Annotated in this window: 26 protein-coding genes; 14 read left to right on the top strand and 12 right to left on the bottom strand. The window is 68.9% G+C overall.

Annotated elements, in window-relative coordinates:
* Positions 1 to 584: 584 nt before the first annotated feature.
* The 3 genes from G6N64_RS03370 to G6N64_RS29870 all read right to left on the bottom strand — a co-directional run bounded on the left by G6N64_RS03370 (position 585) and on the right by G6N64_RS29870 (position 2,225).
* Positions 585 to 1,118 (bottom strand): peptidase, encoded by a 534-nt coding sequence (locus G6N64_RS03370; RefSeq protein WP_163795597.1) that lies wholly within the window; start codon positions 1,116 to 1,118, stop codon positions 585 to 587.
* Positions 1,119 to 1,286: 168 nt separating this feature from the next.
* The gene (locus G6N64_RS03365; RefSeq protein ID WP_163795596.1) at positions 1,287 to 1,910 is read right to left on the bottom strand and encodes a superoxide dismutase; all 624 of its coding nucleotides are present in this window, start codon (positions 1,908 to 1,910) and stop codon (positions 1,287 to 1,289) included.
* Between the two features lie 156 nt (positions 1,911 to 2,066).
* Positions 2,067 to 2,225: a hypothetical protein gene (locus G6N64_RS29870; RefSeq protein ID WP_174266751.1), complete on the bottom strand. Its 159-nt coding sequence runs from the start codon at positions 2,223 to 2,225 to the stop codon at positions 2,067 to 2,069.
* A gap of 481 nt (positions 2,226 to 2,706) precedes the next feature.
* Between G6N64_RS29870 and G6N64_RS03360 the strand changes: the two genes are divergently transcribed.
* Genes G6N64_RS03360 through G6N64_RS03350 form a run of 3 tightly spaced genes read left to right on the top strand, consistent with a single transcriptional unit; the run spans position 2,707 to position 4,949 of the window.
* Positions 2,707 to 3,048: a rhodanese-like domain-containing protein gene (locus G6N64_RS03360; protein WP_163795595.1), complete on the top strand. Its 342-nt coding sequence runs from the start codon at positions 2,707 to 2,709 to the stop codon at positions 3,046 to 3,048.
* Positions 3,049 to 3,066: 18 nt separating this feature from the next.
* A complete protein-coding gene (locus G6N64_RS03355; RefSeq protein WP_163795594.1) occupies positions 3,067 to 4,131 on the top strand; it encodes a DUF4328 domain-containing protein in 1,065 nt (354 codons plus the stop codon).
* Between the two features lie 5 nt (positions 4,132 to 4,136).
* Positions 4,137 to 4,949: a glycerophosphodiester phosphodiesterase gene (locus G6N64_RS03350; RefSeq protein WP_163795593.1), complete on the top strand. Its 813-nt coding sequence runs from the start codon at positions 4,137 to 4,139 to the stop codon at positions 4,947 to 4,949.
* Here G6N64_RS03350 and G6N64_RS03345 read toward each other — a convergent pair.
* On the bottom strand, positions 4,946 to 5,491 hold the full coding sequence (locus G6N64_RS03345; RefSeq protein ID WP_163795592.1) for a ferritin: 546 nt from the start codon (positions 5,489 to 5,491) through the stop codon (positions 4,946 to 4,948). The genes G6N64_RS03350 and G6N64_RS03345 overlap by 4 nt on opposite strands.
* A 117-nt stretch (positions 5,492 to 5,608) precedes the next feature.
* The gene (locus G6N64_RS03340; RefSeq protein ID WP_246231183.1) at positions 5,609 to 6,664 is read right to left on the bottom strand and encodes an LCP family protein; all 1,056 of its coding nucleotides are present in this window, start codon (positions 6,662 to 6,664) and stop codon (positions 5,609 to 5,611) included.
* Between G6N64_RS03340 and G6N64_RS29865 the strand changes: the two genes are divergently transcribed.
* Positions 6,637 to 6,795 (top strand): hypothetical protein, encoded by a 159-nt coding sequence (locus G6N64_RS29865; protein ID WP_174266749.1) that lies wholly within the window; start codon positions 6,637 to 6,639, stop codon positions 6,793 to 6,795. The genes G6N64_RS03340 and G6N64_RS29865 overlap by 28 nt on opposite strands.
* Positions 6,796 to 6,880: 85 nt before the next feature.
* Here G6N64_RS29865 and G6N64_RS03330 read toward each other — a convergent pair whose 3' ends face one another.
* Together G6N64_RS03330 and G6N64_RS03325 are read right to left on the bottom strand one after the other, a co-directional pair.
* Positions 6,881 to 7,648: a CPBP family intramembrane glutamic endopeptidase gene (locus G6N64_RS03330; RefSeq protein ID WP_246230911.1), complete on the bottom strand. Its 768-nt coding sequence runs from the start codon at positions 7,646 to 7,648 to the stop codon at positions 6,881 to 6,883.
* A gap of 27 nt (positions 7,649 to 7,675) precedes the next feature.
* Positions 7,676 to 8,482 carry a DUF2470 domain-containing protein gene (locus tag G6N64_RS03325; protein ID WP_163795590.1) on the bottom strand — a complete coding sequence of 269 codons (807 nt, stop codon included), beginning with the start codon at positions 8,480 to 8,482 and terminating at the stop codon, positions 7,676 to 7,678.
* Positions 8,483 to 8,608: 126 nt separating this feature from the next.
* Between G6N64_RS03325 and pheA the strand changes: the two genes are divergently transcribed.
* Positions 8,609 to 9,520 carry a prephenate dehydratase gene (gene pheA / locus G6N64_RS03320; RefSeq protein WP_163795589.1) on the top strand — a complete coding sequence of 304 codons (912 nt, stop codon included), beginning with the start codon at positions 8,609 to 8,611 and terminating at the stop codon, positions 9,518 to 9,520.
* A gap of 28 nt (positions 9,521 to 9,548) precedes the next feature.
* Complete coding sequence (locus G6N64_RS03315; RefSeq protein WP_163801409.1) at positions 9,549 to 10,223, top strand: histidine phosphatase family protein; 675 nt, start codon at positions 9,549 to 9,551, stop codon at positions 10,221 to 10,223.
* A 4-nt stretch (positions 10,224 to 10,227) separates the two neighbouring features.
* Here the strand turns inward: G6N64_RS03315 and G6N64_RS03310 are convergent, their stop codons facing one another.
* The 3 genes from G6N64_RS03310 to G6N64_RS03300 all read right to left on the bottom strand — a co-directional run bounded on the left by G6N64_RS03310 (position 10,228) and on the right by G6N64_RS03300 (position 12,306).
* The gene (locus G6N64_RS03310; RefSeq protein ID WP_409370794.1) at positions 10,228 to 10,356 is read right to left on the bottom strand and encodes a hypothetical protein; all 129 of its coding nucleotides are present in this window, start codon (positions 10,354 to 10,356) and stop codon (positions 10,228 to 10,230) included.
* Between the two features lie 136 nt (positions 10,357 to 10,492).
* Positions 10,493 to 10,843 carry a metallopeptidase family protein gene (locus G6N64_RS03305; protein WP_163795587.1) on the bottom strand — a complete coding sequence of 117 codons (351 nt, stop codon included), beginning with the start codon at positions 10,841 to 10,843 and terminating at the stop codon, positions 10,493 to 10,495.
* 5 nt (positions 10,844 to 10,848) lie between these two features.
* Entirely contained in the window at positions 10,849 to 12,306 is a 1,458-nt protein-coding gene (locus G6N64_RS03300) for a septum formation family protein (protein ID WP_163795586.1), read from the bottom strand.
* 223 nt (positions 12,307 to 12,529) lie between these two features.
* On the opposite strand from G6N64_RS03300, the gene serS reads away from it, so the two are divergent.
* The 8 genes from serS (at position 12,530) to G6N64_RS03260 (ending at position 21,545) form a co-directional block, all read left to right on the top strand.
* Positions 12,530 to 13,786 carry a serine--tRNA ligase gene (gene serS, locus G6N64_RS03295; protein ID WP_163795585.1) on the top strand — a complete coding sequence of 419 codons (1,257 nt, stop codon included), beginning with the start codon at positions 12,530 to 12,532 and terminating at the stop codon, positions 13,784 to 13,786.
* On the top strand, positions 13,783 to 14,604 hold the full coding sequence (locus G6N64_RS03290) for a DUF5718 family protein (protein ID WP_174266748.1): 822 nt from the start codon (positions 13,783 to 13,785) through the stop codon (positions 14,602 to 14,604). Before serS ends, G6N64_RS03290 begins: the two co-directional genes overlap by 4 nt.
* A gap of 52 nt (positions 14,605 to 14,656) precedes the next feature.
* Positions 14,657 to 15,292 (top strand): hypothetical protein, encoded by a 636-nt coding sequence (locus tag G6N64_RS03285; RefSeq protein ID WP_163795584.1) that lies wholly within the window; start codon positions 14,657 to 14,659, stop codon positions 15,290 to 15,292.
* Between the two features lie 165 nt (positions 15,293 to 15,457).
* Entirely contained in the window at positions 15,458 to 16,432 is a 975-nt protein-coding gene (locus G6N64_RS03280) for an MOSC domain-containing protein (protein WP_163795583.1), read from the top strand.
* A gap of 27 nt (positions 16,433 to 16,459) precedes the next feature.
* Positions 16,460 to 17,386, top strand: a complete 927-nt coding sequence (locus G6N64_RS03275; protein WP_163795582.1) for a LysR family transcriptional regulator — start codon at positions 16,460 to 16,462, stop codon at positions 17,384 to 17,386.
* Positions 17,387 to 17,458: 72 nt separating this feature from the next.
* Positions 17,459 to 18,793 (top strand): MFS transporter, encoded by a 1,335-nt coding sequence (locus G6N64_RS03270; protein WP_163795581.1) that lies wholly within the window; start codon positions 17,459 to 17,461, stop codon positions 18,791 to 18,793.
* Between the two features lie 26 nt (positions 18,794 to 18,819).
* Positions 18,820 to 20,097 (top strand): M20 family metallo-hydrolase, encoded by a 1,278-nt coding sequence (locus tag G6N64_RS03265; protein ID WP_163795580.1) that lies wholly within the window; start codon positions 18,820 to 18,822, stop codon positions 20,095 to 20,097.
* Entirely contained in the window at positions 20,094 to 21,545 is a 1,452-nt protein-coding gene (locus tag G6N64_RS03260) for an amidase (protein ID WP_308206641.1), read from the top strand. Before G6N64_RS03265 ends, G6N64_RS03260 begins: the two co-directional genes overlap by 4 nt.
* On the opposite strand, the gene G6N64_RS03255 is transcribed toward G6N64_RS03260, so the two are convergent.
* Positions 21,534 to 21,866, bottom strand: a complete 333-nt coding sequence (locus G6N64_RS03255; protein WP_163795579.1) for a hypothetical protein — start codon at positions 21,864 to 21,866, stop codon at positions 21,534 to 21,536. The two genes, G6N64_RS03260 and G6N64_RS03255, sit on opposite strands and share 12 nt — an antisense overlap.
* Positions 21,863 to 23,413, bottom strand: coding sequence for a Rieske 2Fe-2S domain-containing protein (locus tag G6N64_RS03250; protein ID WP_163795578.1), 1,551 nt, complete (start codon positions 23,411 to 23,413; stop codon positions 21,863 to 21,865). Before G6N64_RS03250 ends, G6N64_RS03255 begins: the two co-directional genes overlap by 4 nt.
* Between the last annotated feature and the right edge of the window lie 16 nt (positions 23,414 to 23,429).

Genomic DNA, 23,429 nt, shown 5'->3' with positions numbered 1-23,429 from the left:
GCGGTCGAGCGCTTCAGTCTTCGTATTTGCTGATCATCGTAGCGATTGAACGGCCAGAGGCCAAGTGCAAACCACCATCGCATCGACAGTACCCTCGATTCGACCGGTCCGTCACACTTCCTAGCTGCGCTTCTGCCGTGTCGCAAACCGATCGTGATGCGATTTGGCTAAGCAAATACTAACGCCCTCGTTGTTTTGCCCGATACACCAATCTCGGTTCAACGCCCCGTGACCGCCCGGGAACCTGGGCCGGCAATCGAGCGATTGTGCGCAAACGCGGAGTCCGCAATTTGCTCAAGTAACACGCGGCGTTCGAAACGCATAGCTGCGCGCCCGGGTTCGGTGCAGTTGAATCGGGTGACGCCCTGGTGGAGGGCGCCGATCACGCGTCCCATTCGGGATAGCCAGAGCACACACCCGTCGATTTCGGCGACGAAATGCGCGGTTCTGCCAAAAGGGGCCACCGGATGACGATCGACGGGCCGCGGCCGTGCGCCATCGCACCATTCACGGGACGACCCGGGCTAGCGCGTCACGATCGGGCATCCGGCGGCGTCGCGCGAACCGAACGGGACGGAGATCCCTCAGGCTGCGAGCAGCATGGCCAGGATCGCGGTGTCGGGATGGCTGATCGGATCGACGCCGACACGGCTGACCATCGACGTGACCGTTCCGTCGGACTCGGCTTCCACCCAGGCGGCCCGGTGCTCCAGCCCGAGGTGCGGAAGTCCCGGCAAGAGCACGCAGCCCGACGCGGCTCCCGCGCATTCGGGCAGCGAGGGCATGGTCTCCGATGGCGGGTGCAGCATCATCAGCGCCGGTGGCATCCGTTCGGCGAAGTGCCCGGGCGACATCGCGAACTCACCGACGACCGTGCCCTCGGCGAGCACCAGGCCGACCGTGCCGGGGGCCGGTGCATCCGGCAACTCCTCGCGCACGCCGAAGATGGTGGTCGTGGCGAGCAGCCCGGGCAGCGACGCCACCCGGACGGCGACCATCAGCAACTGAGCCCATTCCTTGGTCGAATCCGGCCACCGGCCGGACACCACGAACCCCTTGAGAGACCCGCCCGCGTGAAAGGGCGCGATCTCGACGGCTCTGCCGGAACCCGTATCCATTGCGTCTCCGTTCTCGGCGCCAACACGAGTGGCCCGACACGGCGGTGGGTCGATCCCGTCAGCATGCGGTAGGAATGCGCTGGCACGCAAGGGGACACGACTGCCAACCGACGCGAAGAAGGGCCCCGTGCGAGTGCACGGGGCCCTTCGACGCAACGTGGGTGCGGTCTAACCGAAGATCAGGCCGCTACCCGTCGAGGTGGCCTTGGTGAAGCGATCCTGGACGTCGGCCCAGTTGACCACGTTCCAGAAGGCCTTCACGTAATCGGCCTTCACGTTCTTGTACTGCAGGTAGAAGGCGTGCTCCCACATGTCGACCTGCAGCAGCGGGATGATGCCCAGCGGGACGTTGGCCTGCTGGTCGTAGAGCTGGAAGGTCAGCAGCCGGCTGCCCAGCGTGTCGTATCCGAGGACTGCCCAGCCCGAGCCCTGCAGGCCGTTGGCGGCGGCGGTGAACTGAGCCCGGAACTTGTCGAACGAGCCGAACTGCTCGTCGATCGCCGACGCGAGTTCGCCGGTCGGCTTGTCGCCACCGTTGGGGGAGAGGTTCTTCCACCAGATGGAGTGGTTGACGTGACCGCCCAGATGGAACGCCAGGTTCTTCTCGTTGAGGAAGATCGCGGCGTGGTCCTCGTTGGCACGGGCCTCGTCGAGCTTGGCCACCGCGTCGTTCACGCCCTTGACGTACGTGGCGTGGTGCTTGCTGTGGTGCAGCTCGTTGATCTGACCGGAGATGTGCGGCTCCAGCGCGCCGTAGTCGTAGTCCAAGTCCGGCAGTGTGTACTCAGCCACAGGTTTCCTTCCCTAGGTGTTCGGTGGAGCGTCGGTGAGAACCGGGATCATCAAGATCGGGCTCCACACTGCTCCATGGGTGCGCACACTGCAAGGACGCGTGCGCATCTCCCAGTCATACCCCGTCGGGGTGAAGTCGATGCCGAGCGGGATGGGTCAGAGCAGCACGATCAGGGCGAGTACGCCCAGCAGCGCGAGCGCGATGAGGCCGGCGCGAAGGCAGGCCATGAGCTGGCTGCGGGTGTAGACGTGAGCGGAGGAGTTCCACTCCGACGGCGGCATCGCCGGATTGGGGCCCATGGAATGGGACGCCATCACGAACTCCTGACCTGCACGAGCAATGTCGACTCCCGGTGAGATCTGTCACAGCGTGCTGCTGTGACGACGATCATAGACGGTGTCCGGCGCGTCGAAAAATCGCCTCCTCCGACCCCCTGTCCGCGCGATCCGGCCACCCGTCGACGACCGCTGCAGTCCAGGGGATCAGGGTGCGCAAATGTCGGCTCGACCGAGCACGTGCCGCGCCGATCCATCGTTCGCTCGAGGGCCCGGAACGTTGTTGATCGACCGCCGCCAATGCACGGCTTCATCCCCAGGGACGCACAGGCGACACACGGATTCAGCGGTTCAGAGGCCATTTCCGCCGGTCGGGGTCTGTGGATGAACCTGTGGAAACTGTGGATAGCGCGAGCATTGCTGACAGGCGTACGTGCGCGACCATGGGGTGCGTGTCAGCATGGTCCCCAGGAATCGCGGCGGGCCGACCACGCTCGGACCGCAGGAGAGGACACCACTGATGGATGAGGTCGACGTCCCACAGGCCGACGTGAGCAGTGTGCCGCTGACGTTCGGGGACTCGGTCGTGCTGCTCGACGTTCGCGAGAGCGACGAGTGGCAGCGTGGTCACGCCCCGGGCGCCCGCCACGTCCCGATGGGTGACGTTCCCGCCCGCATGGGCGAGATCGACGCCACCGCCACCCTGTACGTGATGTGCCACGTCGGTGGTAGGTCCCAGCGCGTCGCGCAGTACCTCGCCCGCAACGGGTACCGGCCGATCAACGTCAGCGGCGGCATGCTCGCGTGGGCCGGAGCGGGGCGTCCCGTCGTCACCGACGACGGCGGCGTCGGCAGCGTCTGAGGGCCGTAGGCTGGTCGCGTGATCCAGGTCTGTTCTCGGTGCGGGACGCGGTGGAACGTCCGCGACCGGCAGCGGAGCTGGTGCCCGCGGTGCCAGGGCACGCTCCTCGCGCCGGCTGACGAGGCGTCCGAGCAGGGCTGGGGTCAGCGGCCCACCACGACGGCCGTGGGCGGCACGCCACCCCGACTGCCACCCGGCTACCGGTGGATCGCCGTACGGCCCGGAGCCGCGCCGCCACCGCGCCGGGAGAGGCATCCGCTCGGACCGACCCCCCGCTACTCGATGATCCCGAGGTGGGGTCTCACCGAACACTTCGACGGCGCGGTGGACGGCGATGTGCTGCCCGAGCGCACCCAGGTCGGTCCGACGCCCGCGTTCGTCCGGACCGCGTTCACCGTGACGGCCGTGATCGTCGGGCTGGCCGTCATGGCTCACGTCCTGCGCTACGCGCTCCTGCTGGTCAACAGGTCGATCCTGCTGAACCCGATCCTCGCCGGGGCCGTGACGTGGCTCGGCGTAGCGCTGAGCGTGCTGGCGCTCTTCGCGGTCATCGGGACCGGCGTCGTGCTGACCAACTGGCTCGTCGCCCGTCGCGCCGCCGCCTACGCCGTCGGGGGCACCGAGGACCCGCGATCCCCGTGGGAGATCCGCAGCGGATGCCTGATTCCGCTGGCGAACCTGCTGTGGGCGCCTGTCTTCGTCACCGAACTGGCCCGCGTGGAGCACCGCACGAGGACGCTGCGACCCGACCTGATCGGGTGGTGGTGCACGTGGGCGCTGAGCTACGTGCTGATGATCTGGGCGTTCGCGACCAGCTTCACGCGTGATCCGCAGGGCATCGCGAACAACACCGTCACCACGATCATCGCGTACCTGGCCGGACTCGCCGCCCTCGTCCTGGCCTTCCGGGTGTTCCAGGGATTCGAGCGCAATCCCGTGGACCGGCCCGCGCGGCGCTGGGTGATGGTGCCCGACTGGGCCGGCCCGGCGCCGGGGAAGGACCGCGATGCGACGTCGGCGCGCACCGACGCGCCCGACCCGGCACCTCGGCTTGAGGCCGGGCGGCGGGAACCGGCAGCATAGGTCCCATGAACCTGGGCGACGGTGCGCTCGGCGGACACCCCTTCGTGGTGGCGCATCGTGGCGCGTCCGCCGACCGTCCCGAACACACCGTGGCCGCCTACGACCTGGCCCTGCGCGAGGGCGCCGACGGGGTCGAGTGCGACGTCCGGCTGACCCGCGACGGCCACCTGGTGTGCGTGCACGACCGCAAGGTGGACCGCACGTCGGACGGCACCGGCCTGGTCAGCGACATGACGCTGGCCCAGCTGGCCGAGTTCGACTACGGCGGTTGGCATCCCGGCGGTGGGACCGGCGACACCGGGTTGTTGACGCTCGAGGCGCTGGTGTCGATGGTGCTCGACTGGAACCGTCCCGTGAAGCTCTTCGTGGAGACCAAGCACCCGGTGCGCTACGGCGCGCTGGTCGAGAGCAAGGTGCTCGCGCTGCTGCACCGCCACGGCATCGCCTCGCCGGCGTCGGCCGATCTGTCACGGGCGGTGGTGATGTCGTTCTCCGCTGCCGCGGTGTGGCGGATCAGACGGGCCGCACCGATGTTGCCGACGGTGCTGCTCGGCGACACGTCCCGGTACCTCGGTGGCAGCGCGGCCACCACCGTCGGCGCCACAGCGGTCGGGCCGTCGATAGCCACCCTCCGCGAGCACCCCGAGCTGGTCGACCGAGCCGCCGCGGGCGGCCGCGCGCTGTACTGCTGGACGGTCGACCACTACGAGGACGTCAGCTACTGCCGCGACCTCGGGGTCGCCTGGGTGGCCACGAACCACCCCGGCCGGACCAAGGAGTGGCTCCGGAACGGGGCGGTCGGGCCGGACGGACCCTAGAGAGCTCCGCCGGCCGCCTTGGGTGCGGTCGGGTCGGCCTCGGCGCCGGCGATCTCGCGTGCCACGAAGTCCTCGAGGTGGAACAGGTCGGCGCCCGCGCGCTCGCTGATCCGGACCAGCGTGGTCATCAGGGCGACCTCTTCGACCTGCTCCTTGAGGAACCACTGCATGAACTGCTCGCCGAGGTAGTCGCCCTCGTCGCGGGCGGCGGCCGCAAGTGCCGTGATCTGCTCGGTGACCGTGCGCTCCTGGTCCAGTGCGAGGCGCAGGGCCTCGGTGGCCGAGCCGAATCCGTTGCGCACCGGATCGGTGCCGGGCACGTCGACGCGCACGTCGCGATCGATCAGGTACTGGACGAGCATCATCGCGTGGTTCCGCTCGTCGAGCGCCTGTGCGTAGAAGTGCTTGGCGAGCTGCGGCAGATCGTCGCCGTCGAAGTAGACGGCGATGGCGGTGTATTGCTGCGACGCGGTGAACTCGTTGCGGATCTGGTCCTGCAGGAGATGGTGGAACTTGGTGTCGAGCGTCAGTGCGTCAGTCATGGTGGTCAAGATAGTGCAGGTCAGGGGGCATTGTCATCAAAGGTATGCCTAATCTAGGCGAGGTTTGCCTAAGTCCTGGCCGCAAGTCATATCGGCGCCGAGTGTTTGCTGACGGCGCTACTCGACGGCGTCGAGCACGTCGGGCGGGACGGCATCGTCGGAGGCGAGGGCCTGGAACAGCCTGCGCGCCGCGTCGTCGTTCCAGACCACCACCGATCCGCTGTCGCCGCTGGTGAAGTCGGCGATCGGCATGGTGGTGGTCGTGATGGTTCCGTGCAACGCCCAACCGAGCCGGACCAGGTCCCACACGTGCGCGCCCTCGTCGACGGTCACCACGCCCGACGCGGCTCGCGCCATCGGGTACCACCGCAGCGGATTGGCCAGGACGCTCGCGCTGGTCGCGCGCTGCATCAGCGTCGACATGAACAGTCGCTGGTTGACCATGCGGTCGAGATCGGCGCGCGGCGTGGCGCGGGTCCGGACGTAGCCGAGCGCCGTCCGACCGTCGAGTTCCTGGCAGCCGGCCGGGAGGTCGATGCCGGCGAGCGGGTCGCTGATGGGCTCGGGAGGGCACATCGTCACGCCGCCCACGGCGTCGACGAGTTCGGCGAAGCCGTCGAAGCCGATCTCCGCGTAGTGGTCCAGTCGGATGCCGGTCGCCTGCTCGACGGTCTGCGCCAGCAGCGCGGCGCCCCCGAGCGAGAAGGCCGCGTTGATCTTGTCCTCGCCGTACCCCGGGATCGAGACGTAGCTGTCCCGGGGGATGGACACCATCGTGGTCGGCGCACCGGACCCCAGGCCGGGGACGTGCACCACCAGGATCGTGTCGGTGCGGCCGTTGCCGACGTCACCGCCCGTGGCCAGGTCGGCCTGCTGCTCGACGGTGAGGCCCTGGCGGCTGTCCGAGCCGACGAGCAGCCAGGTGGTGCCCTTGCCGGCGGACGGCCGGTCCTGGTAGGCCGCGAGTGCCGGGATGCGTCGCAGGCTGGTGTCGACCCAGTAGCCCGTACCGGCGACCGCGGCGAGGAGCACGACGACGACCAGCAGCACCATCCGCCCCCACCGCCGTCGGCGCCTCGGTGGGCGGGCTGCCGGTGGTGGGGTCGGTGTCACGGGCCGGGCACGCGGCGCCGGTGGCTGGGGCCGTGACGTCACGGGAGGTGGTCGCCGCAACGGAGGTGGTGGTGGTGGCGGCGGTGGGTGCCGACGTACCGGGGGCGGCTGACGCGGCGGTCCCTGGCGAGGGGGCGGTGGCCGCCACGGGGGTGGCGGTGGCGGCCGGTAGGCGGGATCGCGGCGGATGACCTGCGGCTCCTCGCGCGGCGGCCGTGGCCGGCGCGGATCGGGAGGTCTGGTCACACGACGAATGTACGTGCGCGACGCCGTCGGTCAGCGCAGCCAGTCGAGGTGGCCCGCCGCCAGGGCGTAGCCCACGAACGCGACCGAGTCGATCAGCCCGTGGGCGATGACCAGTGGCCAGAGCCGCCCGGTGCGCTGCCAGACGTAGCCGAACACCAGGCCCATCACGATGTTGCCGAGGCCGGCGCCGAAGCCTTGATACAGGTGGTAGAGCCCGCGCAGCACGCTGGACGCGACGAGGACCACGACCGGGGAGTAGCTCAGCTGCCGGAGCCGCGTCATCAAGAAGCCGACGACGATGATCTCCTCGGCCCAGCCGTTCGCGAACGCCATGGCGAGCAGAACGGGGACTCGCCACCAGGTGTCGTTGAGTTCGGCCGGTTCGACCTCGACGCCGATGCCGATGGTGCGGCCGACGACGTAGAGGCCCAGGCCGGGGAGCCCGATCAGCGCCGCGAGGCCCAGTCCCCCGAGCAGATCCGGTCGCCACCGGAACCTGCCGAGGCCGACGTCGGCGGGGCCGATGCCGCTGCGCCACAGCAGGTACAGGCCGAGGGCTCCCCAGGCGACGAGTTGGAAGACCGAGGCGAGGTTGAGGCCGAGGTCGACCAGGTCGATCGGCGACCGTCGCGGGTTGAGGGCCACGGTCCGTCCCGAGAGGCCGAGGATGACGGCCTCGGTGAGCCGGAGCAGGGCGGTGTACGCGGACAGCCCGAAGGTCACGGCCAGCACGACGACGATCTCGATGCGGATCGTGCGCCGTGGCGGGGCGGTGAAGTCGTCGATGCGGTCCGTCACCGCAGTCACGCTAGTGCGACGCGGGGTTCAGATGCGGCGCGAGCGCAGCCCGTTGAGGAACGGGCAGCCCATCAGGACGCGGATCGCCTGGCTCAGTCCCGTGACGTCGTCGACCGGCTTGGCGAACGGCAGTCGCACGTCGTGGTCGCCGTCGGCGTCCTCGACCCGCAGCTGAACGCCGTACCGGTCGAGGCCCAGGGGGCGCACCCGTCCGCGTCGCAGCTGAGTCGGCAGCCGGTCGGCCAACCGGTCGACGACGTCGCGGTGGGCCGACTCGAGGTGCTGCAGCCAGGAGGACTCCAGGGCGTAGAACGGATCGGGTTCGGCCTCGAGCAGCGTGCCGAGGCCAACGGACTCCGCACCCGTCGAGTCGGCGACGACCACCGAGTCGACCTCCATGCGCACCAGGGCGTACGGGGTGTCGCCGGTCGCGGCGTCAGCGGCGCCCGTATTCACCTGCAGCAGAGCGGGATCGGGGTTCTCGGCGGCGATCAGGTCGAGCATCGCGGACACGTCCCGGGTGGGAACGTGCCGCAGTCGCCCGCTCATCCAGACGAGGGAACGGACCGGTTCGCGCAGCGGCAGAGGAGCGTAGTCGGTCATCTCCAGCACGGCCTGCATCCCGGCGGTGCCCGAGGCGACGACCATCCCGGCGAGCAGGCCGTTGGCCGGCACCGTGATCGCGAACGACCCGTCGGCAAGCAGGTGGTGGACGGGTGTCGAAGTGGGCTCGGTGCCTTCGACGGCCAGCATGGCTCCGCCGCCACGGGCGCAGGCGCTGCGAATGCGCTCGGCGGTCGTCGGAGCCGTCACGGTCGCGTTCGAAGTGGTCATCCACTACCTTCCGGTTAATGAGGTAAGCCTAACTTAGGCTAGCCTCACCGAATGGCGCAAGGGTTTCCGTTCGGCGCCGGGACGCTTTTCCGGGAAGGCCGTCGCGCGAGCCGATAGGGTTGCGACGTGTCTCGCGTCGCGTACCTGGGTCCGCGCGGCACCTTCTCCCAAGCCGCTCTCCTCGAGATGTCGCACCGCGGCCTCCTGCCCGCGGGGTGCGACGAGGTCGACACCGCCAGCACGCCGGCCGCGCTGAAGGCCGTCCGCGACGGCGCCGCCGACTACGCGTGCGTGCCGATCGAGAACTCGATCGAGGGCTCCGTGTCGCCAACGCTCGACAGCCTCGCCTTCGAGAACCCGCTGCAGATCTACGGCGAACTGGTCCTCGACGTGGCGTTCAGCATCGTCACCCGGCCCGGGACCGCGGCCGACGACGTCATCACCATCGCGGCGTTCCCCGTGGCCGCGGCGCAGGTGCAGCGCTGGGTGTCGGTTCACCTGCCTGCGGCCACCTTCGTCCCCGCCATCTCGAACGCCGCCGCCGCGGTCGACGTCCGCGACGGCCGGGCGGACGCCGGTGTAAGCACCGCCCTGGCCGCTGAGCTGTACGGCCTCGACACCCTCGCGGGCGGCGTCGTGGACGAGGCGAACGCCCGCACGCGATTCGTGCTCGCGGGCCCGCCCGGTCCGCCGCCGCCGCGCACCGGTGCGGACAGGACCTCGGTCGTGCTGCGCCTCGACAACGTGCCGGGTGCGTTGGTGTCGGCGATGACGGAGTTCTCGATCCGGCGCATCGACCTCACCCGCATCGAGTCCCGGCCCACCCGCACCGAGCTGGGCACCTACGTGTTCTTCCTCGACTGCGTCGGTCATCTCGAGGACGATTCGGTCGCCGAGGCACTCAAGGCGCTGCACGCGCGTTGTACCGACGTGCGATATCTGGGTTCGTGGCCTACCGAGACACCCGTGGGTGCGCTGCCGCCCGTCACCGAGGAGGCGACGCAGTGGTTGCAGAGGCTCCGCCGAGGTGACCGATGAGCGCCTGCGCGAAGAGGAGAAGGCACCGATGAGCGGCCGGCTGGTCCTCGTCCGGCACGGCCAGTCGCTGGCCAACGTGGATCGACGCCTGGACACGCTCCCGCCGGGGGCGGCGCTCACCGACCTGGGGCTGACGCAGGCCGAGACGTTCGCGCAGACGTGGGAGCACCCCGTCGGCATGGTCGCGCACTCGGTCGCGTTGCGCGCGGTGCAGACCGCCGGCCGGATCGGCGACCGGCTCGGACTGCCCACCGTCGAACTCGAGGGCATCCACGAGGTGCAGGCCGGTGACCTCGAGAACCGCAACGACGAACCGGCGATCGACCAGTTCCACGACGTCTACGCCCAGTGGCATCACGGCGATCTGGCTCAGCGCGTGCCCGGCGGCGAGTCGGGTCAGGACGTGCTCGACCGATACCTGCCCGTCGTCAAGCAGCTGCGCCTGCGGCACCTCGACGACGACCAGTGGCGCGGCGACGTGGTGGTGGTCAGTCACGGCGCGGCGATCAGGCTGGTGGGTGCGGTCCTCGCCGGTGTCGACGGCGGGTTCGCGATCGAACACCACCTCGCGAACACCGAGTGCGTGGTGCTCAGCCCGATCACCGACGGCCGCTGGAGCTGTGTGCAGTGGGGGACCCTGCTGCCGCCGTTCTACCCCGAGGTCGATCCGGAGCCGCCGGAGGACGCCGACCCGATGGGCTGACCGGTCAGATCGCGCGGCGCTCGACGGCGATGACGTCGCAGGCGCACCCGACGGCCGAGCAGTCGATGGTGAAGGCGTGGACGAATTCCGGTGTCTCGCAATCCGGTTCGGTGCACTCCGGCCGTGTCGTCACGTGCAGGATCACCGTACCGTGGCAATGCGCCACGTCGTGCTCACACAGTCGGCATTCCGGGGTCATCCCTCGATGATGGCACCAGGGTCCGACGATTAGTAGTCGGCGCGCACGGCGGACCTCGTATCGGGGTCGCTCAGCCCCAGCCGAGTTCGTGCAGGCGTTCGTCGTCGATGCCGAAGTGGTGGGCGATCTCGTGGATGACGGTAATCGCCACCTCGTCGACGACGTCCTGTTCTGTGTCGCAGACGTCGAGCAGCGCTCCGCGGTAGATGGTGATGGCGTCGGGTAGCGATCCGCCGTAGGACGAGTCGCGCTCGGTGAGCGCGACGCCCTCGTATATGCCCAGGACGTCGGGTTCGTCGGGATGCCATTCCTCGACCAGGACGACGACGTTGTCGAGCGCCGCCATCAGCTTCGGAGGTACGAGGTCGAGCGCGTCGGACACCAGCTCGTCGAACCGTTGCGGGCTCATCCGCACGGCCATCGCGGTCAGGCCGGCGGTACGGGACCGGGCGGCACGCCCGGTGGGATCGTCGGCGGTACCGCGGCGTCGGCCGGCGGCGGCGGTGGCGGCACGTCACCGGGCGCGACCGGCGGTGGGACGGCGTCCTGCGGCGGCGCGTCGCCCGGCGGCGGTCCGGGGGGCGGCGGCGGACCGTTGAGGAACGTGTTGCCCTGCTGCGGTGCCGGTGCGTTGGTGGTGCTGGGCGTCGACGTCTGTGACTGGCCCGGCAGGTGCTGGTTGGAGTCCTGCTGCGACTGGCTCGAACCCTGGCTCGACGAACCCTGGCTGGACGAACCCTGGCTCGACGAACTCTGACTCTGATCGCTCAGGTCGATCTCCGAGGTCATCTGACTGGAGGTGTCGGGCATCGGGATCGGCGGCAGGTTCAGGCGCTCCTCGGGGATGTCCGGCGGCGGCACTGGCGGCCTGCCGTTGATGACCAGAGGGCCCTTCGCGCTGTTGAGGAGAGTGGACCAGCCGCCGTTGCCCAGGGTGGCGCCGATGCTGCACGACACCTGGTGGCTGCCGGCCGACCAACTCGGCAGCGAGATGGTGCCGTAGATCAGGGTCAGGGTGGTGCTGCGCAGCTGCACGGGCGCCAGGTAGGCGTCGGTCATCCGCGTGCACGCCTCCTTGATGAAGGCGTCCTGGTCGGGGTCGGCGGGTAGCGGGCCCTGGAACTTCTCGGCCAGGTTCACCGAACCGGTGACCTCCATCGCATGCGGTGCCGCGCAGTCGACGGGGATGTCGGTGGGCTGATTCGTCGTGGGGTCGATGCCGAGGCAGGTTCCCGCCGACCACACCTGGGACTGGTCGAGGTTGGCGACCTTGCCCTTGAACGACAGCTGTTGATTGTTGGGTCCGGGGAGTTGCAGCCCGCAGAGCATCCGCCGCTCGCCGGCCTGTCGCCAGGCCCGGTCGCCCGACCACAGCAGGCTGACGGTGAACTTGCCGTTGGGATCGAACTTCGGTCCGAGGTACTGGCGGGCGGCCGCGCTGCACTGCTCCTGGCTGATCTGCTGGATGCGTGCCTGCGACGGCGGCGCCGCGTCGGGCCCGTACTCGGTGCCCGGGAAGGTGCTCATGTCGATCGCCTCGGCGACCTCGAAGCGGTGGTCGTCGGTGCAGTCGACGACCGTGGCGGCGTCGGGGGTGCGTTCGGGCCAGTTCAGGCAGTCGCCGGTCTTGGCGTTGTCGAACGTGTCGGCGGTCCGGGAGCCGAGCGTGGTGCCGGTGGTCAGGCCGATCGGTCCGTCGCCGTTGCCGAAGGGCAGCGCCGTGACGAGACCGGCGATCAACAGTCCGCCGAGCGCGGTGAGGAGCAGGCTGCGGCGGGTGGAGTCGGACTGCAGGCTGTGCCACCACGCGCGCTGACCCGACGGCTGCTCGCCGTCGCCGGTTGGGTAGTCCTCGATGGGTGGCGCTTCGTACATCGGGTCCATTGTGACAGGCGCGTCGAGCGGTGTGACAAGAGTGGCAGTTGTAAAGTTATGCGGTTGTGTCGTGCTGCTGGTCCAGCGCGTTCCCGGGTGCCGCGAGTGTGGCGTTGGCGACGCGAACCGGGCGTTCGGCGTCGCGAGGTTCACACTCGCGGACGCGGCGCCGACTCCCAGGTCCCCGGATGTCGTTCGCGCGCGCACGGCGCACGAAAGTAGGGTGACGCCCGTGATCGACCTCAAGGTGCTGCGCGACGATCCGGACCGGGTGCGGGCCTCACAGCGGGCACGCGGGGAGGACCCCGGCCTCGTCGACGCACTGCTCGACGTCGACGCCGCCCGCCGCGCCGCGATCTCGACGGCGGACACCCTGCGTGCCGAGCAGAAGGCCGCCAGCAAGAAGGTGGGCTCCGCGTCCCCCGAGGACCGGCCGGCCCTGTTGGCCGCTGCGAAGGACCTCGCCGACCGGGTGAAGGCCGCCGAGGCCGAGCAGGCCGCCGCCGAGCAGGCCTTCACCGCCGCGCACATGGGCATCGGCAACGTGATCCTGGACGGCGTGCCGGCCGGCGGCGAGGACGACTTCGTCGTGCTGGAGACGGTCGGCGATCCGCCGTCGATCGACGACCCCAAGGACCACCTCGAGCTGGGTGAGGCCCTCGGACTGATCGACATGGAGCGCGGCGCCAAGGTGTCGGGCTCCCGGTTCTACTTCCTCACCGGCGTCGGGGCGCTCCTGCAGCTGGGCATCATGCAGCTCGCCGTGCGCCTCGCGACCGAGAACGGCCATTCGCTGATGATCCCCCCGGTGCTGGTGCGGCCGGAGGTGATGGCGGGCACCGGCTTCCTCGGCGCGCATGCCGACGAGGTCTACCGGCTCGACGGTGAGGACATGTACCTCGTCGGAACATCGGAGGTCCCGCTGGCGGGCTATCACTCCCGCGAGATTCTGGACCTGTCGAATGGCCCGCTGCGCTACGCGGGATGGTCGTCGTGCTTCCGGCGCGAGGCGGGCAGCTACGGCAAGGACACCCGCGGCATCATCCGCGTGCACCAGTTCGACAAGGTCGAGGGCTTCGTCTACTGCCGGCCCGAGGACGCCGTGGCCGAACACCAGCGTCTGCTCGGCCTGGAGCGTCAGATGCTCGCCCAGATCGAGGTGCCGTACCGCGTGATCGACATCGCGGCTGGCGATCTCGGCTCGTCGGCGGCCCGCAAGTTCGACTGCGAGGCCTGGGTGCCGACGCAGGGCACCTATCGCGAACTCACGTCGACGTCGAACTGCACGACGTTCCAGGCGCGCCGCCTGTCGACGCGGTACCGCGACGAGAACGGCAAGCCGCAGATCGCGGCGACCCTGAACGGGACGCTCGCCACCACCCGGTGGCTGGTGGCGATCCTGGAGAATCACCAGCAGCCCGACGGCAGCGTGCGCGTGCCGGAGGCGTTGGTGCCCTACGTCGGAAGGTCGGTGCTGACGCCAGCATGACGGAACTCAACGTGATCGACCTGAACGACCACGACCTGCAAAGCTGGTTCGGCTTCGGGGTGGCGGGCAACTTCGCCGGCCACCTCGAGCAGGCCGGTGAGGCAGCGGACTTCGTCAACGTCTCGAGCGAGGGTGAAGCACCGAAGGGCATCTTCCCCTGGTACGCACCGGGTGCCGACGGGTTCCTCGGCGAGTTCCCGCTGTCGCACGATCGAATCCTGCTGCCGCAGAGCGACACGCCGCTCAACCTGCAGATCGAGCCGGAGGTCGGTCTGGCGTGCCGCGTGGTGTGGCACGGCGACACCGTCGCACGGCTGGAGCCGTTCGCGCTCGGCGCGTTCAACGACTGCTCGATTCGGCGGCCGAACGCCCTCAAGATCAGCCACAAGAAGAACTGGGGTCGGGCTTCGAAGGGCGTCGCCGCCCGCTTCTTCGAGGTCTCCGACCTCACCCCGGACGGCCCGACGTCGACCCTGCGATTGCTGGCCAACCTGCGCTCGTCCGACGGGCAGGAGCACGCGTACGGCGTCGACAGTCCGCTGCTGGGCTACTCCTACTACGGAGAGGTGCTGCTGGACTGGGTGGTCGAGCGGCTGGCCAACCAGAAGGGTTCTCCCGACACGCCTCTCGAGGACGTGGGAGCACTGATGGTGGCGAGCGGACACCCCGAGCACCTGCTGATCGGGATCGGCGCCACCCGGTACACCGAACTCGGCGAGACCACCTTCCTGCAGCCGGGTGACGAGGCGATCGTGCGGGTGTACGACACCGACGGCGAGGCGTACTCCGAACTGCGACAGACGGTGTCGGCGGAGTAGACGTCCGCGGGAACTGCCACGACGGCACCTGCCGACGCCGTAGCCTGCTGCCATGACCTCCGTCGTGCGCGCCGCCGCTACGCTGGCCGCTGTCCTGGTGCTGGCGGCGTGCGGGTCACCCGATGGCCCCGCGTCGGGTTCGGAGGCCGCGGCCGGTGGTGCCGACGCCTCGCAATGCGCCACGGTGGACGTCCCCATGCTCGACATCCCGACGAAGGCCGACGGCGACCCGGTGATGGCCATCCCCGCTCCCGCCGGCTGGGAGCGCAAGACGGAAATGGACAGCGAGATCATCCGCTTCGTGCTGGTGAACCCCTCGTTGGCCGCCGAGAACTTCGCGCCCAACGTGGTCGTTACACTCGAGTCGATCGCCGGCGACGCGTCCGCGGACGAGGTGTTCGAGCAGCAGCGCTCCACCCTCGTCAGCCAGGGCGGCGCCACCGACCTGAAGACGACCACCGGCACGCTCTGCGGTCAGCCCGCGGAGACCATCGACTACGTCGGGGCGCCGGTGGGTGCGACGCCGTCACGGCCGATCACGCTGCTGCTGTCGGCGCTGCAGGCCGGCGAGCGCACCTTCGCGGTGGCCGTGACGGTGCAGACCCTTCGGCCGGACGACCCGACGTACGTTCGCGACCGGGACACCATTCTCGAGGGCTTCCGGTTCCTGCCACCCGACTCCGCGTGAGCGACGTCCGATGCACCCGGGCACTCGCGGCGGCACACTCGCCGCCGCGCAGGGGGTTCGGCGTACGGTGAGAACGCCGTCGGCGGCGCTCGCCCGCGCGACGGTGTGCGTCGTGCGACCCGCCACGTCACCGCAGTCGGGCCGCGGAGTGGAGGAGGGTCTGCGATGAGAGTCGAACAGCTGTGGCGTTTTCCGGTGAAGTCGATGGGCGGTGACACCGTGGATCAGGTGCGCATCGACGCGCGCGGCATGCACGCCGACCGACTGTGGGCGGTGCGCGATCTGGAGAACGACATCACCGCCTCCGCGCGCCGCATTCCCGCGCTGCTCGGGTGTAGCGCCCGATACGCGGAGGAACCCGGCCCGGACGCCGGCCCCGGCAACGTGCCGGACGTCGTCATCACGTTTCCCGGCGGGGATGAAATGTTTAGTGCCGACCCCCGGATTCACCGTCGGCTTGCCGAGCTGGTGGACCGGGACGTACGACTCACCCCGCTCGCCCCGGTCGACGACACCGACCTGCACAGATTGTCGGTGCGCCAGAGCAAGGCCAACTTCGCTCAGGCGGAGGTGCGCAGCGACTTCGGGCTCGGCCCATCGGAGGCGTTGCCCGACACGTCCGTGTTCACCACCAGGCAGATCCTCACGCTCGCCCGGTTCTCCACGCCGCCGGGCACGTTCGTCGACCTCAGTGCGATCCACCTGATGAGCGTCACCAGCCTCGAGTCCCTGTCGCCCGATGGAGGGGGTTACGACGTTCGCCGCTTCCGGCCGAACGTTCTCGTGACCGTCGACGAACCGGCCGACGACTTTCCCGAGGGCGCGTGGGTGGGTGCGACCGTCGAGATCGGAGCCGCTCGAGTACGCGTGAGCGTCCCCACGATCCGCTGCGTCGTGCCGACGCGACCGCAACCGGGCGTGGACCTCGACCGCGCCATCACCCGCAGGCTCGCCGAACGGACGAATCGGTTCCTCGGTGTGTACGCCGACGTGACCGGTGCAGGCGTGGTTCGCGCGGGCGACCCCGTCAAAGTGCATCATGCAGCACCACCGGGTGCGGTCCGGAGTACGGCAGCGGCGGTGTCCAAGACGGTGCTTCGCCAGGTGCAGCGGGTCGTCGAACGAACGCTCCTACGGTAAGGCACTGTCCGGGAGCGAGATTCAGCCATGGCGAAGTCATTCACGCTGGTACAGCTGAGGTACTTCACGGTTGTTGCGCGGTTGGAGAACATGCGTGCGGCCTCCTACGAGCTGAACGTGACGCAGTCGACCCTGTCGGCGGCCATCGGCCAACTCGAACGGGAGTTGGGAGTCCAACTGTTCCATCGCCGGTCCAATCGGGGGCTACGCCTGACCGACGCCGGCCGGCGGCTGCTCGTCGGGTCGCGCACGGTGCTGGAGGACGCCGACCAGCTCCACCACTCCGTGCGTGCCGAGCGGGAGGAACTCGCGGGCGACCTCGTGGTGGGCATCTTCTCCCCGCTCGCCCCGTTCCTCGCACCGATGATCCTCACGGTCTTCAAGGAGCGGCACCCGGCGGTCAAGCTCAGCTTCTTCGAGGCCGATCAGGAGGCGCTGATCCGAGCCCTCGCCGAGGGCACCTGCGAGACCGCACTGATGTACGACCTCGGGCTCGGGACCGACTACGACTATCAGGTCCTCCAGACGGTGCCGCCGCACCTCGTGGTGGCGGAGGATCATCCCCGGGCGGCGATTCCGGACGAGCCGGTACACCTCCGGGACTTCGAGGCGGAGCCGTTCATCCTGCTGGATCTCAAGCACAGCCGCGAGTACTACCTCGACATCTTCAAGCGGCTCGGGCTGCGGCCTCGCATCCGGCACTTCGTATCGGGATACGAGACGGTGCGGTCCTACGTGAGCATGGGCCATGGATACTCGCTGCTGAACTGGCGCCTCACGCGGGACGAGACGTATGCGGGCGGCAGGGTGGTGGCCCTCGAACTGGCCGACGAACTGCCCCCCACGGAACTGGTGCTGGTGCGCCTTCGCGGTGGTCGACCGACTCGGAAGTCTCTCGCGTTCCAAGAGATCTGCGTCGATCTGCTGGGTCAAGCGCCGCCTGAACAGCATTGATCGTCTTAGGCGATCAGCGTGAGCGGTCTCTTTCGTTGGACTCGTTCGGGTGATGGCTGTCACCCTCGAAGAATGAATGCCAAGGATGGTCCTGCAGTCGCGGACCCGCCCGTCGCGGGAAACACCGCCACCACCAGCACCAGCATGCAGAAGCGGGTGCTGGCCGGCGGCAGCATCGGTCAGTTCATCGAGTTCTACGACTTCACGCTCTACGGACTGTCCGCGGTCACCCTGTCGCGTCTCTTCTTCCCAGGCGAGAACGCCCTTGCCGGTCTGCTCGCCACGTTCGCCACGTTCGGTGTGGCATTCCTGGTGCGACCGTTGGGCGGCATGTTCTTCGGCGCACTCGGCGACCGCATAGGCCGTCGCAAGGTCCTGTTCATCACGCTGATGTCGATCGGCGTGGCCACCGCGGCGATCGGACTGCTTCCGACCTACGCGGGTGTCGGCGTCCTGGCTCCGATCCTGCTGGTGCTGTGTCGCCTCGTCCAGGGCTTCTCGGCCGGAGGTGAGTCGGTCGGCGCCCCCGCCTTCGTCTTCGAGCACGCCCCACTCGAGCGGCGCGGCTTCTGGATCAACGTCACCCTCGCGGCCACGGCGCTGCCATCGGTCATCGGTGGATCGTTGATCCTGGTGCTCTCCTCGACGATGCCCGCGGAGGCCTTCGACTCCTACGGATGGCGCATCCCCTTCCTGCTCGCACTCCCGCTGGCCTTCTTCGGTCTGTGGATCCGGTCCAAGACCGAGGAATCCGAGGCCTTCAAGCAGGTACTCGCGAAGCACGAACACAAGGAGTACAGCCCGATCCGAGAGGCGTTCCGCGAGAACAGGATCAGGATGTTGCAGGTCATCTGCGTGATGGGGCTGACGGCCATGGGCTTCTACTTCCTCTCCGGATACTTCGTGTCCTACGTCCAGGTCACCGGCAACCTCAGCCGGGAGGCATCACTGGGCGCCAATGCCCTGGCGATGGCGCTGTACGCCGTTCTGCTACCGATCGGCGGCATCATCGGGGACCGGGTCGGCAGACGTCCGATGCTGATCACCGGAGCCGCGGCCCTCGCGGTGCTCTCCATTCCGTGCTTCATGCTGGTGACCAGCGGCTCGCTCGCCCTGGCCATCGCGGGACAACTGCTGTTCGTCGTACCGATGTGCATCTACGGCGGCGGTTGCTACACGTTCTTCGTCGAGATCTTCACCACCGAAACACGTTTCACCTCCGCAGCGATCAGTTACAACGTCGCCTACGCCGCCTTCGGCGGCTCGGCGCCCTTCATCGGAACCATGCTGGTGTCGAGCACCGGACGGGACTCCGCACCAGGGTTCTACATGGCGGCGGCAGCACTGGTCGTGCTGCTCTTCCTGGTACTGACCAAGATCCCCGAGACCCGCCACCGCGTCGGCTGACCGACGACGACGAAGGAGACAGATCCATGACCACCGCCGCCCCGAGCGCCGACGACTTCCTGACCGACTTCCACCACGTCGCCACGTTCGGCGCGACCGCCGCCAACGGTGTCGACAGGCAAGCCGCGACGGCGGAGGACAAGCTGAGCCGCGATTGGTTCGCCGGCTTCGTCGCCGACCGCGGCTGGGAACTACGAGTGGACGGCATCGGCAACATGTTCGCCCTCATCGAGTTCGTGCCGGGGGCGCCCTACGTGCTGATCGGCTCCCATCTGGATTCGCAGCCACTGGGCGGTCGTTTCGACGGTGCCTACGGCGTGATCGCCGCCCTCCACGCCGCCGAACGGGTGGCGGCGGATGTCGGGGACTCCGGTGGCCGCGCAACGTTCAACCTCGGTGTCGTCAACTGGTTCAACGAGGAAGGTGGGCGCTTCGCCCCGTCCATCATGGGTTCATCGGTCTTCGCCGGACTGATGGACGAGAACGAGATGCTGCGGGTTCGAGACCTCGACGGGGTCTCCGTGGCGGAGGCCCTCGACGCGATCGGCTACCGGGGGGACGATCCGCGCCCCGCCGTCGCCGGATATGCCGAGATCCACATCGAACAGGGCCGGATCCTCGAACGAGAGGGCATCGACATCGGTGCGGTCGACTCCTCCTGGTACACGCAGAAACTCGACGTCGAGGTCATCGGCGAGCAGTCGCACACCGGCGCCACTGCCATGGCCGACCGACACGACGCGCTGGTCGCCGCCAGCAAGGTCGTTCTGCTGGTGCACGACGTCACCACGAAGTTCGTCGCCCAGGACGGTTCCGGCGACGACGTGATCGTCTCGTCCGTGGGTCGATTCACCGTCGAACCCAATTCACCGATCGTGGTCGCCCGCCGCGTCCACCTGGTCGCCGACCTACGGTCCGCATCGCCGGAGATCGTCCAGGCGGCGCGGGACGGCCTGATCGCCGACATCGCGGCGATCGCGAAGGAACACGACATCGCCATCGAGGTCCGGGACTTCGACGTCCGCGACATCCAGCGCTTCCCGCACACCGGTGTCGAACTCGTCGAGAAGGTGGCCGCAGACCTCGGATTGAGCGTGCGCCCCATCCGCACCATGGCCGGCCACGACTCCGTTCCCATGAACCGGATCGTCCCCACGGTCATGATGTTCATCCCGTCGGTCGACGGGGTGAGCCATTGCGAGCGCGAGTTCAGCACCGACGACGACATGGTCTCGGGATTGGGCGCACTGACCCGCGTGGCGTGGGAGATGGTGCACGGTGCGCTCGCCGAGGACGCATCGTGAGTTCCGAATTGGCGTTCGCGAGTGCCACGTCGGCGCTGTCGGCGTTCCGCGCGCTGGAGATGTCCCCGCTCGACGTCCTCGAGGCGCAGATCTCGGAGATCGAGAGGCGGAACGGCGACACCACCACCGGTATCAACGCGTTGACCGAGACGCTGTTCGACTCCGCACGGTTGGAGGCACGCAGCGCCGCCGACCGCTACGCGCGATGTGCAGCCGACGGTGCGACGCCGCCCCCACTCCTGGGGTTGACTGTCGCCACGAAGGAGAAGCACGGCATCGCGGGCCACCGACTCGAGTACGGGTTGGCCGCCAGGCGTGGGCAATTGGCCGCCGAGGACCACCCGGTGGTCCAGCGCGTCCGCACGGCGGGCGGCGTCATCCACGCGCGCACCACGAGCCCGGAGTTCAGTTGCGCGACCGTGACGCACTCGCCGATGTGGGGGATCACTCGCAACCCGTGGAACCTGGAGATGTCGCCCGGCGGCTCGTCGGGTGGAGCGGGAGCCGCCCTGGCAGCGGGCTTCACGACGCTGGCCACCGCATCGGACATCGCCGGATCCACCCGCATCCCAGCGGGATTCACCGGCACCGTCGGTTACAAGGCACCCTTCGGGCGGATCCCCGGGCTGCCACCGCTGTCCGCGGATTGGTACCGCGGCGACGGTCCCATGGGTCGCACCGTGGCCGACGTTGCACTGCTCGCGTCGGTGCTGTCGGGTCACCACCCGGTCGATCACGATTCCTGGGGTCCCAGCGGACAACCGTTCGATCTCGGCGGAGGCGTGGCCGGCCTGCGAATCGGCGTCTCCATTCGCCTCGGCGACTTCCCCGTCGCGCCCGACGTCGCCGACAACACCCGCGCCGTCGCGGACGTCCTGGCAGCCGCCGGCGCCGACGTCGTCGAGGTGGACCTGCCGTGGACGACGGAGCTGATGAGGGAGACGATCTTCACGCACTTCGGCCACATCCTGGGACCGGCGGTGGCGCGCGAGACATCGGGTAGCGAGGATCGGGTCGCGGCGTACCTGCGCCAGTTCATCGCGGACGCCGCCGCCGCGGCGCAGCGGAATTCGCTCATCGACTCGCTGGCGATGGATGCCCGCATGCGCGCCGACCTCGCCGCGGCCATGAGCGGGCTCGACGTCCTCGTCTGTCCCACCTCCGCGGTGCCCGCGTTGCGCGCCGACGCCGACTACGTCGACGGAATCGACACGCCCGAACGGCATCTGACGCACTACTGGGAGGCTCACATGACGGCGCCGTTCAACGTGGCCAACGCGTGTCCGGTGGTGTCGGTGCCCAGCGGGATGTCGACCGTCGGGGTACCCACGGGTGTACAGATCGCCGGACATCCCCACGACGAGTCGATGATGTTCCGTGTCGCGCAGGCAGTGGAGTCGCTGATCGGCTTCGACCCGTCGTACCCGGTCCTGGCCTCAGCTCAGTAGCTGATCCAGCACCGCGGTGAACTCCTTCGCGCGCAACGGCGTGAACGCCGGGCTGGGTCGCGTACCGGGCACGTCCAGCGTCACCAGCGTCGACTTCATCGGCCGCCACACGTCGAGCGGCAGCCAGCGCCGAAGGTCCGAGCTGCCCCAGATGCGAAAGCGGTTCAGCATCAAGCCCAGTGGCTCCGCCCGGTAGCCACGGACCGTGCGCAGCGGGATGACCTTGGAGGTGCCGGACGGAAAGTGGTAGCGGCGCAGGGTGATCGCCTGCCGATCGAGCTGGATCAACCCGTCGTCGTAGGTCGGCGCCGGCCCGCTCACGCCTTCGAACTCCTCAGCTCGTGCCCCTTGCTGGTGAGGCAGCGTCCATTGGTCAGGTTCCACTGCCAGCCGTGCAGGTTGCACGTCAGGGTGCTGCCCTCGACCACGCCGAACTTCGACAGGTCCGCCTTCAGGTGCGGGCAGCGGCGCTGAATCTCCCAGCCGTCCAGCGTGATCGACGCGGAGTCGTCACGCGACTCGGCGAACCAGCCGTCCGCGTAGGCGATCCGCTCGTCGGTCAGGCACTTGAAGAACGTGTACAGGTACTCGTTGTAGCCGCCCACCCGCCAGGCCGTGAACCGCGTCGACAGGAAGATCGTGTTGACCCAGTCCGGCTCGTCGTCGCGGAGGACCGTGCGCACCAGCTCCGGCGGGATGCCGAACCCGTAACGGAACTTCTCGTCCGGGATCGGTTCCCGCACGACGCGTTTCGGGAAGTCGAGCACCACGGTCTCGGCCCCGAGGCGGAGTTCCACCGGGTACCCGATGCCGTCGCAGATCTGGTCGGTCTGCAGCATGATCGGCTCGAACTTGGCGCGCAGCGGCTCGATCAGCGGCTCACCCTCGGCGGGTGCCCAGGACGCCTTGATCGCGGCCAGGGTCGGTGCCATCCGCTGGGCGTAGGCCTCGATGTAGTCGGCCTTGCCGGTCGTGAAGATCGCCTCGGCCTCGTCGTCGGGCACGGGGTGGGTCAGCGAGTTCAGCGTGCTGCCGGTGAAGTCGCCGGTGGTGCCGGGGATCATCAGCAGCCCGCGGTCGTGGCCGTGCGTGCGCAGCTGATCGAGGAACACGACCTGGTCGGGGAAGATGTTCGCCGGGTCGCCGTGGTCGTCGTTGAGGTCGCGCAGCTCGTCATCGAGGAAGCACGGTGGGCCCGCCGACGGCACCACCCACGTCGCGCCCACCTGGGCGATGTACTGGCGCGACCGGTCCATCTGGCGTTGCCGCTTCTGCGTGCCGAACGCCTGCTTGGCACGGTCGGGCATGTCGTAGACCATCGGGTACCAGATGGCACCGGAGTACTGCAGCATGTGCACGTCGACGTGGCCGAACTCGGCGGCCACCATGTCCAGGTCGACGGGCCGGGCGTCGTTCATGTTGAACGCGACGGTCTCGCCGTCGGAGACCACCAGGCCGGAGTCCCCGATGGGTCCGTCCGCGGGCGCCCGCAGCGCGATGATCATGACGTCGAGGTCGCCCTTGGGCCCACTGACGCGGTGCTTCACCGAGTCGGTGGTCTCGACGAAGTCGTGGAACCCGAGCGCCTCCAACTCGCGACGCAGGTCGGGCACCGGGTAGTCGGGCAGCAGCACGACGGCGTCCTTGCGGACGTGCGCGGCGAGGTGCGCCGGGTCGAAGTGGTCCTTGTGCAGGTGGCTGACGTAGAGGTAGTCCACGTCGCCGAGGGCGTCCCAGTCGAGCTGGCTGTTGTCCGGGAACGGGAACCACGACGCGAAGTAGGCCGGGTTCACCCACGGATCGCAGAGGATGCTCCCGGCCGCGGTGTCGATCCGGAAACCGGCGTGCCCGACGCTTGTGACCTGCACTGATCGCCTTCCATGC

Source organism: Mycolicibacterium sediminis, from assembly GCF_010731735.1.
Taxonomy (GTDB): Bacteria; Actinomycetota; Actinomycetes; order Mycobacteriales; family Mycobacteriaceae; genus Mycobacterium; species Mycobacterium sediminis.
This window is presented reverse-complemented; position numbering and strand designations above follow the sequence as displayed.

Coding starts and splice junctions, on each gene's coding strand:
- G6N64_RS03370 (WP_163795597.1), bottom strand. CDS start 1,118: ATGGATACGGGTTCCGGCAGAGCCGTCGAGATCGCGCCCTTTCACGCG.
- G6N64_RS29870 (WP_174266751.1), bottom strand. CDS start 2,225: ATGGCGTCCCATTCCATGGGCCCCAATCCGGCGATGCCGCCGTCGGAG.
- G6N64_RS03360 (WP_163795595.1), top strand. CDS start 2,707: ATGGATGAGGTCGACGTCCCACAGGCCGACGTGAGCAGTGTGCCGCTG.
- G6N64_RS03350 (WP_163795593.1), top strand. CDS start 4,137: ATGAACCTGGGCGACGGTGCGCTCGGCGGACACCCCTTCGTGGTGGCG.
- G6N64_RS03345 (WP_163795592.1), bottom strand. CDS start 5,491: ATGACTGACGCACTGACGCTCGACACCAAGTTCCACCATCTCCTGCAG.
- G6N64_RS03325 (WP_163795590.1), bottom strand. CDS start 8,482: ATGACCACTTCGAACGCGACCGTGACGGCTCCGACGACCGCCGAGCGC.
- G6N64_RS03315 (WP_163801409.1), top strand. CDS start 9,549: ATGAGCGGCCGGCTGGTCCTCGTCCGGCACGGCCAGTCGCTGGCCAAC.
- G6N64_RS03305 (WP_163795587.1), bottom strand. CDS start 10,843: ATGGCCGTGCGGATGAGCCCGCAACGGTTCGACGAGCTGGTGTCCGAC.
- G6N64_RS03300 (WP_163795586.1), bottom strand. CDS start 12,306: ATGGACCCGATGTACGAAGCGCCACCCATCGAGGACTACCCAACCGGC.
- G6N64_RS03290 (WP_174266748.1), top strand. CDS start 13,783: ATGACGGAACTCAACGTGATCGACCTGAACGACCACGACCTGCAAAGC.
- G6N64_RS03285 (WP_163795584.1), top strand. CDS start 14,657: ATGACCTCCGTCGTGCGCGCCGCCGCTACGCTGGCCGCTGTCCTGGTG.
- G6N64_RS03280 (WP_163795583.1), top strand. CDS start 15,458: ATGAGAGTCGAACAGCTGTGGCGTTTTCCGGTGAAGTCGATGGGCGGT.
- G6N64_RS03275 (WP_163795582.1), top strand. CDS start 16,460: ATGGCGAAGTCATTCACGCTGGTACAGCTGAGGTACTTCACGGTTGTT.
- G6N64_RS03270 (WP_163795581.1), top strand. CDS start 17,459: ATGAATGCCAAGGATGGTCCTGCAGTCGCGGACCCGCCCGTCGCGGGA.
- G6N64_RS03265 (WP_163795580.1), top strand. CDS start 18,820: ATGACCACCGCCGCCCCGAGCGCCGACGACTTCCTGACCGACTTCCAC.